Annotated in this window: 16 protein-coding genes; 2 read left to right on the plus strand and 14 right to left on the minus strand. The window is 41.5% G+C overall.

What is annotated here, in order from left to right; all coding sequences use genetic code 11:
* Window positions 1-34: 34 nt before the first annotated feature.
* Window positions 35-811, minus strand: a complete 777-nt coding sequence (locus KFE17_03955) for a M23 family metallopeptidase (GenBank protein QUO33611.1) — start codon at window positions 809-811, stop codon at window positions 35-37.
* A gap of 231 nt (window positions 812-1042) precedes the next feature.
* Here KFE17_03955 and KFE17_03960 point away from each other — a divergent pair, with 231 nt between their 5' ends.
* On the plus strand, window positions 1043-1987 hold the full coding sequence (locus tag KFE17_03960) for a transporter (protein ID QUO32915.1): 945 nt from the start codon (window positions 1043-1045) through the stop codon (window positions 1985-1987).
* Here the strand turns inward: KFE17_03960 and KFE17_03965 are convergent.
* The 9 genes from KFE17_03965 to KFE17_04005 all read right to left on the minus strand — a co-directional run bounded on the left by KFE17_03965 (window position 1970) and on the right by KFE17_04005 (window position 11940).
* Entirely contained in the window at window positions 1970-2569 is a 600-nt protein-coding gene (locus KFE17_03965; protein ID QUO32916.1) for an ATPase, read from the minus strand. The genes KFE17_03960 and KFE17_03965 overlap by 18 nt on opposite strands.
* A gap of 128 nt (window positions 2570-2697) precedes the next feature.
* Window positions 2698-3255 carry a 16S rRNA (guanine(966)-N(2))-methyltransferase RsmD gene (gene rsmD / locus KFE17_03970; GenBank protein ID QUO32917.1) on the minus strand — a complete coding sequence of 186 codons (558 nt, stop codon included), beginning with the start codon at window positions 3253-3255 and terminating at the stop codon, window positions 2698-2700.
* A gap of 57 nt (window positions 3256-3312) precedes the next feature.
* The gene (locus tag KFE17_03975) at window positions 3313-5388 is read right to left on the minus strand and encodes a penicillin-binding transpeptidase domain-containing protein (GenBank protein QUO32918.1); all 2076 of its coding nucleotides are present in this window, start codon (window positions 5386-5388) and stop codon (window positions 3313-3315) included.
* Complete coding sequence (locus KFE17_03980) at window positions 5364-5780, minus strand: BlaI/MecI/CopY family transcriptional regulator (GenBank protein QUO32919.1); 417 nt, start codon at window positions 5778-5780, stop codon at window positions 5364-5366. The genes KFE17_03975 and KFE17_03980 overlap by 25 nt, the downstream gene beginning before the upstream one ends.
* 224 nt (window positions 5781-6004) lie before the next feature.
* Window positions 6005-6211: an alpha/beta-type small acid-soluble spore protein gene (locus KFE17_03985; GenBank protein ID QUO32920.1), complete on the minus strand. Its 207-nt coding sequence runs from the start codon at window positions 6209-6211 to the stop codon at window positions 6005-6007.
* A gap of 99 nt (window positions 6212-6310) precedes the next feature.
* On the minus strand, window positions 6311-7627 hold the full coding sequence (locus KFE17_03990) for a putative ABC transporter permease (protein ID QUO33612.1): 1317 nt from the start codon (window positions 7625-7627) through the stop codon (window positions 6311-6313).
* Between the two features lie 100 nt (window positions 7628-7727).
* Window positions 7728-9791: an ATP-dependent DNA helicase RecG gene (recG, locus tag KFE17_03995; protein QUO32921.1), complete on the minus strand. Its 2064-nt coding sequence runs from the start codon at window positions 9789-9791 to the stop codon at window positions 7728-7730.
* A 93-nt stretch (window positions 9792-9884) separates the two neighbouring features.
* Window positions 9885-11561, minus strand: a complete 1677-nt coding sequence (locus KFE17_04000; protein QUO32922.1) for a DAK2 domain-containing protein — start codon at window positions 11559-11561, stop codon at window positions 9885-9887.
* A 19-nt stretch (window positions 11562-11580) separates the two neighbouring features.
* The gene (locus KFE17_04005) at window positions 11581-11940 is read right to left on the minus strand and encodes an Asp23/Gls24 family envelope stress response protein (GenBank protein ID QUO32923.1); all 360 of its coding nucleotides are present in this window, start codon (window positions 11938-11940) and stop codon (window positions 11581-11583) included.
* 201 nt (window positions 11941-12141) lie between these two features.
* On the opposite strand from KFE17_04005, the gene rpmB reads away from it, so the two are divergent.
* Window positions 12142-12330: a 50S ribosomal protein L28 gene (rpmB, locus tag KFE17_04010; protein ID QUO32924.1), complete on the plus strand. Its 189-nt coding sequence runs from the start codon at window positions 12142-12144 to the stop codon at window positions 12328-12330.
* A 340-nt stretch (window positions 12331-12670) separates the two neighbouring features.
* Here the strand turns inward: rpmB and KFE17_04015 are convergent, their stop codons facing one another.
* The 4 genes from KFE17_04015 to KFE17_04030 form a co-directional block, all read right to left on the minus strand.
* Complete coding sequence (locus KFE17_04015) at window positions 12671-13069, minus strand: GerW family sporulation protein (protein QUO32925.1); 399 nt, start codon at window positions 13067-13069, stop codon at window positions 12671-12673.
* A 34-nt stretch (window positions 13070-13103) separates the two neighbouring features.
* The gene (locus KFE17_04020; protein ID QUO32926.1) at window positions 13104-13916 is read right to left on the minus strand and encodes a DUF2953 domain-containing protein; all 813 of its coding nucleotides are present in this window, start codon (window positions 13914-13916) and stop codon (window positions 13104-13106) included.
* Between the two features lie 168 nt (window positions 13917-14084).
* Complete coding sequence (locus KFE17_04025; protein QUO32927.1) at window positions 14085-14426, minus strand: hypothetical protein; 342 nt, start codon at window positions 14424-14426, stop codon at window positions 14085-14087.
* Between the two features lie 11 nt (window positions 14427-14437).
* On the minus strand, window positions 14438-15778 hold the full coding sequence (locus KFE17_04030) for a penicillin-binding protein 2 (protein QUO33613.1): 1341 nt from the start codon (window positions 15776-15778) through the stop codon (window positions 14438-14440).
* Window positions 15779-15809 lie beyond the last annotated feature (31 nt).

Consider the following 15809-nt stretch of genomic DNA (forward strand, 5'->3'; position numbering starts at 1 on the left):
AGTAACATACCTTCTTTCTATTGTAACATACAATCTACCCTGACGTATATGTTAATTTTCTCTGTTCCAGATATTTCAGAATCCAATAAGGATTCACACTAATTTCTTCCTTCCCCGGATTCAGGTAGATTCCCACATGAAGATGTGTTGCAAATTTTCCCTTCGTTCCTTCGACACCATAGCCGCTGTTCCCGACAAAACCGATCAGCTGTCCGGCCTGCACCGTATCTCCTTCTTCAATTTCTGCATAAGAATCCAGATGTGCATAATAAAAATAGCCGCCGTGAGGCGAGAGAATCCCGATTCGATAACCACCTTTTGGCAGCCAGCTTTTATGCAGCACCGTACCATCCGTCATACTAACCGCAGGGTAACGTCCCGGTTCATCAAATGCAGTCATCAAATCTGTCCCTTCATGCCCGCGCTTTCCCCCAAAAGTACGTTCTTCCATCCAACTGTTTTCAAAAGTGACAGATTCTTTTTCTCCTGTTCTCTGCAAAATCGGAAAATACTGTACATCCGCCCAGATAGAATCCATTTGTTTTAAAAATGATTTCCACTGGGGAAATTGCTCCCATTTCTCGATCAGCTGTGAAATCTCTGTTTTCTTCCCTCTTCCTGATCCCTTTCCCGCACAATGATATTCCAGAAAAATTGCCGCAGCCGCTTTTGCCCTTTTTTCCTCCTCTGCCGGCTTTGCAAATGTAAACAGCTTTGGAAGAGCATTTTCCGGAAATTGCTGTGCCCGAAAAGCATCGCTTCTGACAGTAATTTCCTTCGGCCACCGGGCATGACACTTTTCTTCCAACATCTGCACGCCAAGCACATCAAAAAAAGAGCAAAGCAAGATAAGCAAAAACAAATTCCACAGCGTTCTTTGTTTTACCCATATCGGTCCCATACACGAATCCCTTTTCTTCTTTTCTACCACGTTATGCAGTCACTCCACTTCTCATGCACGTTTACTGGTCTGTTTTTCTGCATAAGATCTTTGACAATTCCATATAGTACTAAAAACGTCATTTTGAAAGGAGCTTCTTCTATGAAACCTGCTGTCTTGAAAATTTCTCTTGTCCTGCTGTTTTTCTGTATGCTGCTCCGTCCGGAAACAGTATTTCTCGGCGCCAGATCCGGACTCCTCCTCTGGTTTGAAACTGTACTTCCTACACTGCTTCCTTTTATTCTAATTTCCAACCTGCTTATACATACCAATGCATTTTCTTACTTAACCCGCCTTTTCGGTCCAATCATCCGGCAGCTTTTTGGAACATCCGAAGAAGGCAGTTTTGCCGTACTGACAGGATTTCTCTGCGGCTACCCTATGGGGGCAAAAACAACGGCAGATCTTATCCGCTCCGGTCATATTACACAGGCAGAGGGAACTTATTTACTTTCTTTTTGTAATAATACGAGTATCGGATTTATTATGAATTACATTTTTTTTAATATACTGCAAAGAAAAGATCTGGCTGTTCCCGGCCTGTTTATTCTCCTGCTCTCTCCGGTTCTTGCAAGTATATTTTTTAGAATATTTTATTATCACAAATATCATCTGCGAACTTTCCAAAGTCCAAAATCACAAGCCGGAGCATCACACAGCTGTTCTATAAAATTTGATCTTTTGGATACCTGTATTATGAATAGCTTTGAAACCATTACAAATATCGGAGGATATATTATCTTTTTCTCGATTCTTCTTGCTCTTCTTCAGGAAAGCAGCATCCTTCCGCCATGTGCAAAGCTCTTTCTTCCGGCTTTGGAAATGACAAATGGTATTTTACTTTTAACAAAAATGTTTCCGTCGTCGGATTTTCTTTTTCCAGCCGTGTGTGCTCTGACTTCCTTTGGGGGAATCTGTGCCGCCGCCCAGACAAACTGCATGATCCGCGGCAGCGGTCTTCGCATAGTACCTTATCTAATAGAAAAGCTGATCACCGCTTTGGTGACCAGCCTGCTTTGTTTGCTCTATTTACATCATATCCTCTGAAACGACACCGCCGAATTCAGATTCCAGACCATTTGAAGAGCGTTCCGGAATCTCCAGCTCCTCACGGTTACGGTGTACTGTCTCATAACACTCCTGAAGAGAAGACACAAGACCATCATACTTTGTTGTATAGCTGTCCAGTGTATGCCCAATAATATTCTCTGCATTGGCCAGAAGGTCATTCGTGTACTGAATTGCGCCAATGCGGATATCATTGGCATCACTCGTAGCATTGTCAAGAATCTGCTGTGCCTGCTCTGTTGCTGCCATGACAATCTCGTTTGCCTGCGCGTAAGCCTGCTGCATAATCTCATGTTCGCTGACAAGTTCATTCGTATGTACCTGTGCCTGCTCTAACATACTGTCGGCCTTTGCCTGTGCATCTGCAAGAATCGCATCTTTGTTGGCAATAATCTTCTGATAGCGTTTAATCTCATCCGGTGTCTTCATTCTAAGTTCACGAAGCAGTTCATCCATCTGATCTTTATTTACAATAATCTTTGTTGTTGATAACGGCTGAAATTTACAGCTGTCAATATACTCTTCAATTTCTTCAATAATCTGCTCAATACGGCTGCTCATAATCTACACTCTCCTTTGTTCATTCATTTCACTTGTATCACAAAAGTCTACACTTGAAATTCCAATCATAACAGGATAATATACTCCTATCTTTCATATTCTAGCATGTTCTTCAGCAGAAAACAATGTCAATTCTTGATAAATTCCAGAAAAATATGTTTATTTGTCTTATAAACTTTTTCTTTTATCATCTGGTATCCGTATTCTTCCACAAAGGACAGATCTGTCTCCTTTGCTGCTTCCACAATGATCAGCGCATCCGGGCTTAGAAGACTGCTGTCTGCAATTTTTGCCAGAACCTTTCTCTCCCAGTCACATCTGTACGGCGGATCCAGAAAAATATAATCAAACTGCTTTTTCCCATCTAAAGCTGCAAGCGCACTGATCACATCCTGGATCATTACAAAACCTCGTTCTGTCAGAGACGTCCTCTTTAAATTCTCCCGGATACATTCGGCCGCTTTCGGACTGCTCTCAACGAACACAGCCTCTCTTGCACCGCGGCTTAAGGCCTCAATTCCAATGGCACCGCTTCCGGCAAATAGATCCAGAAAACTGCTGTCACATAAATATTCTGAAATCATATTAAACAGCGTTTCCTTAATCCGGTCTGTTGTAGGTCTTGTATCCATTCCTTCTACTGTCTTTAACACGGTCCTCCGTGCACTTCCTGAAATTACTCTCACGTTCTTTCCTCCGTTTCACTCTCACGCTATTATAAGGATTTTATGCAAAAAAGTCAATTATGGAAGCTGATAATAGGACGAATAAATATTCCGTACTTTTTTCGTGACGTACCCTTTCACACCCTTTGCCTGCACGTCTTTTACCATTGCAATCACTTCCAGCGGACGTTCTGTCTCTTCTGTAGTTGAACATGCAAACCAGCCGTATTCTGTTGCTCCGCTCTCTTCCTGACTTTGCTTTGTCTCAGCAGTTCCGGTTTTTCCGCAGAGCATAAGACCGTCGATTTTCATGGCATGACCTGTTCCGTCCTCTCGCTCGATCACTTCTTTCATCGCATTTCGGATAATTTCTGCCGTATTTGGCGAAATCACCTGCTCTTTCCAGTAAGTCGGCGTTTTTCCGGTCATTAATACCGGTTGGATCATATTTCCGTCATTCACAAATGCAGAGTACATGGATGCCATATGTACCGGATTCACAAGAATCTCTCCCTGACCGTAACCGCTGTCCGCCAGTTGAATCTCGTTATCAATTGTTTCTTTTGAACTGTAACTGGATGCTGTCAGTTTCAGATCAAATTCCATTGTTTCTCCAAAACCGAATTTTTTCAGTCCGCCAACCAGCGCAGCCTCTCCCATCTGAAGCGCTGCTCTCGCAAAATAAATATTATCAGAATATACGAGCGCATTTTGCAACGTTACCTGATCGCCATAAGCAGTCAATGTTGTCACAAAGTAATTTCCCCAACTTGCGTCTTTCTGCCAGGAAAGCCCGACATCTCCGAGATTTGCATTGGGATCCAGACTGTTACTGTCCACACCAATGGCACCTACAATCGGCTTTAATGTTGAACCAGGTACCCATGCAGCATGATAACGGTTTGTAAGGGGCATCATCGGATCTTGATTCAGAGCTTCCCACCTGGCGTCTGACATTCCCAGCACAAATTCATTCGGGTCCATTCCCGGTGTACTGACAAGCGCCAGCACTTCTCCTGTTTTCGGATTCATAGCAACTGCCGCGCCTTCATCTTCTGCAAATTGTTCATATGTGTTCTGCTGTACTGCGCTGTCAATCGACACAGTAATTGTTTCTCCATCCTGAGGATTTTTCTGTGCCATAATGCCTACCTGTTCTCCCTCCTCATTCAGAATCAGGATTTCTGCTCCGTCTATCGGGCGGAGACGGGATTCATAAGCTTTCTCCAATCCGGATTTCCCGATAACACTTCCGGAATGATACCCCTCTTTGGAAAGCGTTTCCAAATCTTCTGCACTTACTGACGCCACATAGCCTGTTAAGTGTCCTGCTGCTGCACCAAAAGGATATACTCTTTCTTCTGTATCACTGAGCATCACTCCCGGGATTCCTAAAAGTGCTGTTTCTAACTCCGCGTTTCCTTTTGCAATTTCCTTTATCGGTACAAAAGATTCTTCTGTTACCCAGCCTGCTTCCAGCTTCTTCTGAATTGTTTCCGCTGAAATCCCAAGCAATGATGCCAGCTGCTCTTCTGCTGCCTGCCGATTCTCTCCCATTTTTCCCGGAACAAGCCCTACATTTGTGACTATTCCATTTTTCGCAAGAGCGATTCCATTCCGATCCAGTATTTCTCCGCGTTTTGCTTTCGTTGTATTCACTCTTAATTTGTACTGATCCAAAAGTTCCGGGTAGATCATCTCGGAAGACCAGTTAATCCGATAATCTTTCTCATCGTTTTTGACAAATTCTGCACTTGCTGTAAATGTAATCTCTCCGGCAATCGTATGCATCGATGTTTCATATTCAGCAGAAGCGCTTTTCTGGTCATCGGCATAGCGGATTGCTTCTTTCGTCAATTGAATGGTAATCTTAGATGCTTCAATTCCTTCATAAATATTCTGATTCCGCTTTACAAACTCCTCTTTCGCAATCTTTGCTCTGGCATCTTCTGTCAAAAAATCATACATTTCTTCATAGTTCTTTTCATTCAGCGCTTTATAATATGCTTTTAAAACAATTTCCGGCGTCTGCTGTTTCTTTTCTTTTTTCCCCCATAACAGCATAACCATACAGATTACGATAAGAACTATAAGGATAACTGACAAAATCCAGATCAATCTGTTCCGCTTTATTTTTCTGTGTCTTTTTTCCATAACCTTGACTCCTTTCTGCTCTTTTCCGAGGTATCTTCCAGAGAAACTAAATATTGCTTTAACTCTTCCAATTCTTTTCGATCCAGTTCCTGACCGTCATATAAAGCCGCCACAAAGTTTTTGACTGAATTCTGATATAACTTTCCCAAGATTGTTCTGCCTTCCTCTCTGGCAAAAGCTTCATAGGCAACAGCAGGTTCATAATAATTTTTCTTTCCATCTTTGCGGCATTTTAAATATTCTTTTTCTGTCAGCCGTGATAAAAATGTAAGCACAGACGTTTTTTTCCAGCGATAATGAAGTCCCTCTACAATTTCATCTGATGTAACTTCATGATGATTCTGCCAGATATACATCATAATATCCTGTTCAGCATCGGAAAGTCTCTTCACAAGCTTCACCTCCTGATATGCTTTTTCCTATTTGACTTGGAATAACAGCATTTACAACTATCGTATTATTTTCTATTCTACATTTGTAGAATATTTGTGTCAAGGAAAATCAAAAAATCTCAAGAAAGTTTCGTATCTCATCATCTGAAAAATAAAAAAGCGCCTGCATCCTGCAAAGCGCCTTTTTATTTTCAGATTGTCTGCTTTCCAAACGTGGCGGAAGCTTATTTGCCTGCCATCTGTCTTTCCTGCTGCTCAATCATTTTTTTCACCATATAACCTCCGACACTTCCGTTCTGTCTGGAAGTCAGATCACCGTTGTAGCCTTCTTTTAACGGCACACCAAGCTCGCTGGCTACCTCGTATTTAAATTTGTTTAATGCTTCTTTTGCTTCTGGTACAGATGTTCTGTTTGATGAATTACTTGTCATTTTTATACTCTCCCTTCTTTGTAACACTTCTGTTTTTGTTACAGTCCTATTATATGGAGAATTTAAAAACTTAAACTAGAAAATTTTAGCAATTCTTTCTTATCTTCCTCTTTTTGCATTTGGATAGATCCGATGCATTCTCTCATCCGGAAAACGTTCATCCAAACGCTGCTCCAGCCGGTTCGCCGGAGTCGGATGCACTAGCCTGTCATTATATCGATACAATGCCGCTGCGGATAAAAGGATATTCCAAACCATAAAGACAATCGAAATTTTAATCAGGAGTTTTCCGCATTTTACCGGAATCCGCTCAATCCATCCCGAAAAAACCGGATAAAGGATCTTCAGCCAGACTACTGCTGCAATTCCCCAGAAGAAACAGAACAGCAAGTTGATTCTTCCGCCAAGGTTAAAAGGAATCTTACTATAATCCCAGAACACTGTGCCAAAAACGAGCTCTGTAAAAATACTGCAGATATATTCATAAGCACCGCCTAAAATTGTCCCGTAGAGAAAAATATAGCGGTCATTTTTATCTTTATATTTATATAAAAACAAAGTTAAAAACACACATCCAAGTCCCCACACAATACTAAAAGGGCCATACACAACACTGCTTCGGCTCATCCATCTTCCGGCAGTGATCCGGCAGAAAATCGTTTCAGTAATATCCCCAAGAAACGCTCCAATGAAAAAAAGTCCAACCAGTTTATCAAAACAACATCCTTCTGCAAAAATTGCTGACGGTTGCGAACAACCAGATGCCTCTCCCGTCACAGCAGCTTCTTTTACATTTGGATAAGCTTTCTCAATTCGTTTTTCTACATATCCTGTCAGCGCATTCCCTAAGTTTTTTGAAATCTGCTGCGCATAACCGACAAAGCGTTTTGTCTGAAGGGATTGTTTTAGTTTAAACACCGCAGCAATACAGCAAATACTGTCAAAAATAACAATCATACCGGTAATGAACCCGGCAATCAGCAATATCTTGTCCGGAACCATGTGAAGCAATGAAGAAATAAATGGGTTCACAAACTTAATGCTGACAACACCACTGAGTCCGAAAAGAAACAGGTGTGAAAAACGGACATATCCTTGAAATTGAAAGCGGCTTTTGCTGTAATCCCACCACTTTGCATTAAAGATTTTTTCCAGTATCAAACCTGTCATTACAATGACAAAGAACGCAAGCACACTGCTTCCGAGAAACAGGAAAAAGAAACGTCCTTTTAATTCCGGAAGAAAAATACAATAGAAAACTTCTATCACACCGTAAATAGGACAAAGCGGAAGATTTAAAAATCCAGTATTAACAAATTCTTTTCTGCGGAATGCATTTGCAATTACCCCTGCGATCCACCCAATCAACGAGTAAAAAAGAAAAATCCAAAACAAATCTTCCCATGTGTAATACATCATGTCACCTCTTCTGTAAAATATATAAAAGATACTATAGCCAACGCCATGATAAATTGCAATGAGAATTTATGGAAGAAACAGATTATTTATAAATTGTTTATAGATTTTTTCGAATCCGCTCTGTTTCAGATAATAATTGCTCCATTCGTTTTGCAAGAAGACGATGGTTTTCTTTTTTCAGTGTCGGATCTTCTTTCCAAATGGTTCCTGCTGCTTCATTGGCATTTTGAAGAATTTTGGCATCCTGAAAGATATCTCCCAGCTTAAAGTCCATTACACCGCTTTGGCGAATCCCAAAAAGATCTCCCGGTCCCCGCAATTTCAGATCTTCATTTGCTATATAAAATCCATCATTCGAGTGATTTAAAATTTCAAGGCGCTCCTTTGTCTCCTTGGATTTTGATGCAGTCATAAAAATACAGTATGACTGGTGCTCTCCCCGGCCAACCCTTCCACGGAGCTGATGAAGCTGTGCCAGACCAAATCGTTCTGCATTCTCTACCATCATTACGGTTGCATTCGGTACATTAATTCCAACTTCGATGACGGTCGTTGATACAAGAACCCCTATTTCCCGTCTGGAAAATGCTTCCATAATCTGATCTTTCTCTGTCTGCTTCATTTTCCCGTGCAAATATCCGACTTTAATCTCATCTCCCAATGCTTCCTGCAGCACAGCCGCATAGTCAATAACATTTTCCGCCTCCATATGTTCGCTTTCTTCGACCATTGGACAGATTACATAACACTGACGTCCTTCCAGCACCTGCTTTTTCATAAACTGATAGGCTGTTTTTCGATATCCGGTATCCACTACGCAGTTTTTGATCGGAAGACGATTGGCTGGAAGCTCATCCACCGCTGAAATATCAAGATCACCATAGAGAATAATTCCTAATGTTCTTGGAATCGGTGTCGCGCTCATAACGAGAATATGCGGGCACGTTCCTTTCCCTGCCAGCGTTTCTCTTTGACGAACGCCAAAGCGATGCTGTTCATCCGTCACAACAAGCCCAAGATTATGATAGTTTACTTTATCCTGAATCAGCGCATGGGTACCGATAATGATATCCGCCTCTCCGCTTTCGATCTGTGCATATGCCTCTCTTTTTTCTTTGGCTTTCATAGAACCGGTAAGTAAGATCGGCGTAAGCGGAATATCATATGTCAGAAACATTTCCTTTACAGTCTCAAAGTGCTGTCTTGCAAGCACTTCTGTCGGCGCCATCAGTGCACCTTGACAGCCATTAAATCCCGCTAACATCAAGGCCAGCACCGCAAGAATCGTTTTTCCGGAACCAACATCTCCCTGTACAAGCCGGGACATCACATACGGTCCCGTCATGTCATCGGAAATCTCTTTCCATACCTTTCTCTGTGCATTTGTCAGCTCATACGGGAGTTTTTTGATAAAGATTTCAATTTCTTCCTTCTCCCGAATCTGCAAGGAATTCTCTGCCTTCCCTTCTTCTGCTTTTAAACGCCGCAGTGCCATAACAAACAGAAAAAATTCTTCAAAAACAAATCGCTCTCTTGCATGGTAATAATTCTCTTTGGAAATCGGAAAATGAATCCCCTTCAACGCATAATTATATTCCGCAAGGTGATATTTCTTGCGAATCTCTTCCGGAAGAAATTCCGGCTGCAGATCTATCTGCTCCAAAGCCTGACGGACTGCTTTCATAATCGTGTGATTAGTGATTCCATTTGTCAGCGGATATACCGGCTGCAATGTATCTTTTTTATGTTCATAAGAAGACGGAGGCTGAAAAATCTCCGGATGCTCCAGAATTAATCGTCCCCGTTTATTCACTGCCCGGCCTCTCAAAATGACAGGCATACCGCTGCGCAGTGTATGCCGCAAAAAGGGCATACGAAACCATACCGCCTGGATCGTTCCGGTAAGATCTTTGATCTGTGCAGATATAATCTGCATCCGCGGATTTCCTCCTAACTGCACCGCTCCAAAAATCGCACCGCTTACAGTTACCACATGGCCCTCTTCCACTTCTTTAATGGGAATCGGATTCTCATACACGTCATAGCTTCGCGGAAAATATTTCAGAAGATCTCCTATCGTATAAATCTCAAGCTTTCCGAAAAGCTGCGCTGTTTTTTCGCCGATTCCTTTTAAGGTGCTAATATTTGCTAATTCATTCATAATTCCAACCTGCTGTTACTCCTGCCTTTATCCGGCATAAAATTTACGCCCGGAAGATCAGTACATCCTCCGAGCGCCTTTTCATCTGTTTTTCTATTCTACAGCCAATACATAGTAATAAATCGGCTGTCCTCCAAAATGCGTATCCACATCAAGTTCAGGATAAAGTTCTTCAATTTCTGCTGTCAGTGCACCGGCATCTTCCTCTGAGACATCTTCCCCATAGTAGAGACTGATAAGCTCAGAATCCTCATCTACAAGTTCTGCCAGCATTTCTTTCAAAGTGGCGTCGATTCCGCTGCCTACTGCCAGAATTCCGGCATCTCCGATTCCCATGATATCGCCTTCATGAATCTCTTTTTCGTCAATCTTCGTATCACGAACCGCATATGTTACCTGTCCTGTCTTTACCCGCTTGATTTCTTCTAGCATCGTCTCTTCATTCTCCTGTGGCGTTGCCTCCGGCATGAAGTTGATGACAGCTGTGATTCCCTGCGGAACTGTCTTTGTTGGAAGCACGATAATCTCCTTATCATCCACAAGCGCCTTTGCCTGATTGGCAGCAAGAATAATGTTCTTGTTATTCGGAAGAATGAAAATGCAGTCTGCGTTAACTTCATCAATGGCTTTGAGCATATCCTCTGTACTTGGATTCATTGTCTGTCCGCCTTCGATAATATAGTCTACACCAAGCTCTCTAAAGATATCATTCAAACCGGCGCCAATAGAAACAGCAACAAATCCCATCGGTTTTCTAGGCTCATTCTTCTTTGCTTCCTGCGCCTCTTCTTGTTGCTGTTTTGCCAGTTTCTCGGCATCCCGAATCAGTTTCTCCTGATGTTCTTCGCGCATATTATCAATCTTCATACGGGAAAGCTGGCCAAATGTCAGCGCTTTCTGAATCGCAAGTCCCGGATCATTTGTATGCACATGTACTTTTACAACTTCATCATCTGCAACGCAAACAATAGAATCTCCAATGGACTCCAGGTATGCCTTAAATTCATGTTCGTCTTTCTCGGTAAATTCCTTTTCTGTCAGAATAATAAATTCTGTACAATATCCAAACTTGATTTCTGCAGCAGTGTCATCTGAAATCTTAGTCACATTAACAGAAGAAGCCGCCGGCGTAATTGCACTGTAATCAATTTCTTTACCGAGGAATGCATCATATGCACCGCGGATTGTCTCAAGAAGTCCCTGTCCGCCGGAGTCCACTACACCTGCCTCTTTTAAGACCGGAAGCATCTCCGGTGTCTGATCCAGAACTTCCTGCGCATAAGCAATTACCTGCGGAATAAATTCTTCCAGATCGTCTGTCTCTTCTGCCAGCTCCAGACCTTTCTCTGCAATCCCTCTTGCAACAGTGAGAATCGTTCCTTCCTTCGGTTTCATAACCGCTTTATAAGCTGTCTCTTTTGCTTTCACAAGGGCATTCGCCAGAATCATTACATCAATTTCTTCATATTCACGGATTCCTTTAGTAAATCCTCTCAATAACTGAGAAAGAATTACACCGGAGTTTCCACGCGCCCCTCTTAGAGAACCGGAAGAAATCGCTTTCGCAAGCGTTGCCATATCAGGATTCGCAAGCGCTGTTACTTCCTTTGCAGCTGACATGATCGTCAGTGTCATATTTGTACCTGTATCTCCATCCGGAACCGGGAATACATTCAATTCATTAATAAACTCTTTCTTTGCTTCAAGATTCGAAGCACCTGCAAGAAACATCTTTGCAAGCAGTTCTACATTGATTGTCTTCGTTGCCACAATCGTGTTCCTCCTTAGATTAATCAATTACACGCACGCCTTCCACGTAGATATTGATCTTATCTACCGGCATTCCTGTAAATTCTTTTACTTTATATTTTACATTGCTGATCAGGTTATCTGCAACCGCAGAAATACTTACACCATAAGCTACAATGACATGAAAGTCAAGTGTAATACGATTATCATCAGAGATTCCGACCTGAATTCCGTGTGTAAGGCTCTCTTTTTTGAGAAGTCTTACAAGACCGTCTTTCACATTGACTGCCGCCATACCGACAATTCCAAAACATTCCACTGCAACAGATCCTGCATATTTCGCAATAACTTCTGAATCTACTGTAATAATTCCAAGCTCTGTACTCATATTGCCTCTCATAATCTATACCTCCAATTCTATCTTAGAATTTCTTACGCATACTTAACACATGTATTATACTCTTTTTCCTTTCGCTTTACAACAACTTTACAAAAAATAAAATAATCATAAATAATCACTTGCATTTTTGATTGTTATCTGCTACAATAACGAGTGTTGTGAGTCTAGCAAGACTATTTAAGATCGTTAGGAGGTGCAGTCATGGCTAAATGTGCTATTTGTGAAAAGGGTGCTCATTTCGGAAACAATGTAAGCCACTCTAATAGAAAAACACCAAAAATGTGGAAATCAAATGTAAAATCAGTCAGAGTTAAAACAGAAGGTGGCGCTACAAAGAAAATGTACGTGTGTACTTCTTGCTTAAGATCTGGAAAAGTTGAAAGAGCTTAATTTTACGAAGAGAAACCGGGACGAGTAATCGCCTCGGTTTTATTTTTATTACACAAGATTCCGAAGGGATTTCCTGTGTAATAAAAAAAGAGACAGCATTCCTATAAGAACTTTATAAGAACCACTCTCTCCTTTTTATTCAACAGCAGAATAACCGGTACCCTGCGAACAGACACAACAATGCGAGTAAACTGCCGACAAAAGTACCGGGCAAACACATCATGACTACTAAACCAATCGCAACACAAAACAGACCAAATCCAATGAGCCTTTTCAAAACATTACTCCTCCGACATGTGTTACTATAATTTATGCCTGAACGCATCTGCTTATCACACTTTTATTTCATCTCTTCTTTTACTGCTGCATCCAAAATGTCATCCACATCTGCTTCCGTTACCGTCTCTTTTTTCCCGGAAAATTTATCTACCAGATCCGGAACCATATCAAGAATTTTTGTCATCGTATCCTGATTTTTAATATTCACCAGCCTTGTTGTACCATTCTTAATCACAAGCACGGCGCTTGGAGTAATCTTACCGCCGACACCGCCGGCACCCTTATCTTTTTTATCTCCCTGGAAGGAACCTGCTCCAATTGCAAATGAGACATCGACAAGTGGTACGATAATCGTATCATCAATATGAATTGCATCTCCCACCACTGTTTTAGATGAAATCACACTGTCGATTCCCTGAAGCAATGTTCCAACAGTATTTTTAAAATTATTTTCTGCCATATCTTGTATTCCTCCTTTGATTCATATCCTGCCGTTACCATCTGAATTTTCTTATATCTCTGACAGTCATACGCAATTCACGACTTCGCAGCAGTCGTATTGCTGTTCTCACAAATGTTCCAACTCGAAGTTTCCCTTTGGCAAAAACTTCTCCCTCCAGAACACATTCCTCAAATTCCGGTGTGATTTCTAAGGAATCTCCCAAGAACGGATATACTATCCCAAGCAAAGCCAATGTGTTTCCGGTCAGATACGGATCTGAAAATCCGAACCGAAGTTTACCGCGAAGTTCTTTTGGTTTCAGAATAGACAAAATTCTTCGAAGTTCGGAAACTCCAACAGAAAATGCCTTCCGATGCTCTTCCTGCGCAAGAAATTCTGTCAAACGATCTTTTCTTTCAATGAATACTTCTATTTTATCACAAATTCCAGTGATTGTATATTTTATCTTTACCCAGATTGCTTTTATCTTATTCCAGAGAACCAATATTTTCCGGAACCATATCCCGTCCGATTCTTTGTCCGGTTCTGTCCCTTTTTTTTCTTCTGTCTTTTGTCTTTCCGTCTCTTTTTCTTCTGTTTTTTGATTGAAATCCTTTTCTTTGAGAATCTCTTCTTTTGGAAAACTCTGTTCTGTCTTCCGCTCTTCTTCCACATCAGGACTTTCCAATATGCTTTCCTGGTTCTCTTTTGGAAAATTCTCAGCTTCTTCCGGTTCCTCTTCTTCTTTTGCGGGAAGAAGCTGTTTCCATGCTGCCCTTACACAGAAGTCCGTTTCTCTCCCATTAACACGGATCCGGGCGGCAATGAGGCGCAAAAACCATGAAACACGTATATCTGCTTCCAAAGAATCCCGCATACCGCGCGAGCGAAAAAAAATTTCATATCTGACCGGAACAAAAAGAAGGATTCCGATTAACAACAGGAATATACAAAGAATCACAGCTAACGCGATCCCGATTATTTTTAAAATCCATAATAAGATATGTAAAATCATATTCTGATGCCCTTTCTCTTATTCTGTCATTTCATCGGCCTGCATCCGTTCCATAAAATATTCCCGAAGTTCAATCCCACCGGTTTTTTCTAATACATCTGCTGTGATCTGTGCCACAAGTCCTACTGCTTCTTCATAGCCGTCTGCAATCCCAATGACTCTGCATTCCTCCTTTTGAGGAGAAAATTCCTTTTGCCGGAGCATAGCCGCATCAAAAAATTCTAATTGGTTTTTTCCGCGAACTGCCAGAACGATCAGATAAATATGCAGTTGTATTTTATTATGTTCTAAACGCCAGATGATTTTTTCTTTTTTTTCGCATAAAGTGTCACTTAAATATAATTCTCTGTAATACTGCATAGCATTCACCACTATCTATAATAATATGCATCAAATACTGCTTTAGCGATTGGAACTGCCTTCACTCCTGTATCATCTGCCCCTTCCACAACAACACTGACAACCAGTTCCGGATTCTCCACATTTGAAAATCCAACAAACCAGGAATGGCTCTTGTTCTTATCACTGCTGTATTCTGCTGTTCCTGTCTTACCGGCTGCTGAATAGCTTTCTCCGCTCAAAAGAGTGCCTGTTCCGTAGGACACAACGCCCTCCATATATTCTTTCAGCTGTGCTGCTTCTTCTGAAGTCATGAGTGTCTTATATTTTTTCGGCATATTTTTCTTCACACGGGTTCCTGTGTGATTCACAATCTCATCTACCAAATACGGCTCCATCAATGTTCCGCCGTTTGCCGCAGCCGCTGTAATGAGCGCCAGATGATAAGGGCTTACCAATGTCTCTCCCTGCCCCATTGCTGTCATCATAAGTTCTGCGTCTGTTGTCTGTTTCGTTACCGAAAATTTACTTTTGCTGTACGACAAAAGATTCGGAAGCTTTTTATTAAATAATAATTTCTCTGCCGTTTCCCGATAAGCATTGCGGTCTAACATAAGTCCGATATTACAAAATGATGCATTACAAGAATTGGCAAATGAGTCTGCCAGTGTCTGATGACCATGGACAGTTCCGTTGAAACAGTGGATTACTGCTCCCTGATGCTCAATCTCTCCGCTGCAGTCATATGTATAATTCTGATAATCCGAATGTTCCCTCATATATTCCAGAGCAGTAATGATCTTAAAAGTAGAACCGGGCGCATACAGTCCCTGCATTGCTCTATTAAGCAAAGGACTATTTTCATTGTCTGAGTTTAGTGTTGGCCATGTATCTGCAAGTGTATTCGGATCAAAAGAAGAACCGGACACCATTGCCAATACCTTTCCTGTACTTGCCTCCATTACGAAGACCGCACCTTTATTATCTCCAAGCGCCTGATACGCTGCCCTTTGTACATCCGTATCCAGCGTTGTCACAATATTATCTCCAATATTTTTCTGATCTTTGAAATCATTCATAATTCGTTCCAAAATGAATGCATTGGAATTTACAAGCGAAAAATTCTCAGTCAGTTCCAGTCCTGCTCCTCCGAAAGAATCATACCCTACTACATGTGCATACATCGGACCATATGGATAGACTCTTGTTTCACTCCCGTCTTCTCCCACTTCGGTCTTTGCCAATACATTTCCGGATTGATCAAGAATATTTCCGCGCACAACTCTGTCTGCAAATGCTTCCTGCCTTTTGTTATAAGGGCTATTAATAACATCTTTGCTTTTAACTGCATTGAAATATACAATATACCCCATCATTACAAGAAACAGCGATACAAACACATAT

The organism is Faecalicatena sp. Marseille-Q4148 (assembly GCA_018228665.1).
Taxonomy (GTDB): Bacteria; Bacillota; Clostridia; order Lachnospirales; family Lachnospiraceae; genus UBA9414.

Bases quoted from the DNA above. Each gene is read 5' to 3' on its own strand.
- KFE17_03955 (QUO33611.1), bottom strand. From the start codon at position 811: ATGTTGGAAGAAAAGTGTCATGCCCGGTGGCCGAAGGAAATTACTGTC.
- KFE17_03960 (QUO32915.1), top strand. From the start codon at position 1,043: ATGAAACCTGCTGTCTTGAAAATTTCTCTTGTCCTGCTGTTTTTCTGT.
- KFE17_03965 (QUO32916.1), bottom strand. From the start codon at position 2,569: ATGAGCAGCCGTATTGAGCAGATTATTGAAGAAATTGAAGAGTATATT.
- KFE17_03975 (QUO32918.1), bottom strand. From the start codon at position 5,388: ATGGAAAAAAGACACAGAAAAATAAAGCGGAACAGATTGATCTGGATT.
- KFE17_03985 (QUO32920.1), bottom strand. From the start codon at position 6,211: ATGACAAGTAATTCATCAAACAGAACATCTGTACCAGAAGCAAAAGAA.
- KFE17_03990 (QUO33612.1), bottom strand. From the start codon at position 7,627: ATGTATTACACATGGGAAGATTTGTTTTGGATTTTTCTTTTTTACTCG.
- recG (QUO32921.1), bottom strand. From the start codon at position 9,791: ATGAATGAATTAGCAAATATTAGCACCTTAAAAGGAATCGGCGAAAAA.
- KFE17_04005 (QUO32923.1), bottom strand. From the start codon at position 11,940: ATGAGAGGCAATATGAGTACAGAGCTTGGAATTATTACAGTAGATTCA.
- rpmB (QUO32924.1), top strand. From the start codon at position 12,142: ATGGCTAAATGTGCTATTTGTGAAAAGGGTGCTCATTTCGGAAACAAT.
- KFE17_04015 (QUO32925.1), bottom strand. From the start codon at position 13,069: ATGGCAGAAAATAATTTTAAAAATACTGTTGGAACATTGCTTCAGGGA.
- KFE17_04025 (QUO32927.1), bottom strand. From the start codon at position 14,426: ATGCAGTATTACAGAGAATTATATTTAAGTGACACTTTATGCGAAAAA.
- KFE17_04030 (QUO33613.1), bottom strand. From the start codon at position 15,778: ATGGGGTATATTGTATATTTCAATGCAGTTAAAAGCAAAGATGTTATT.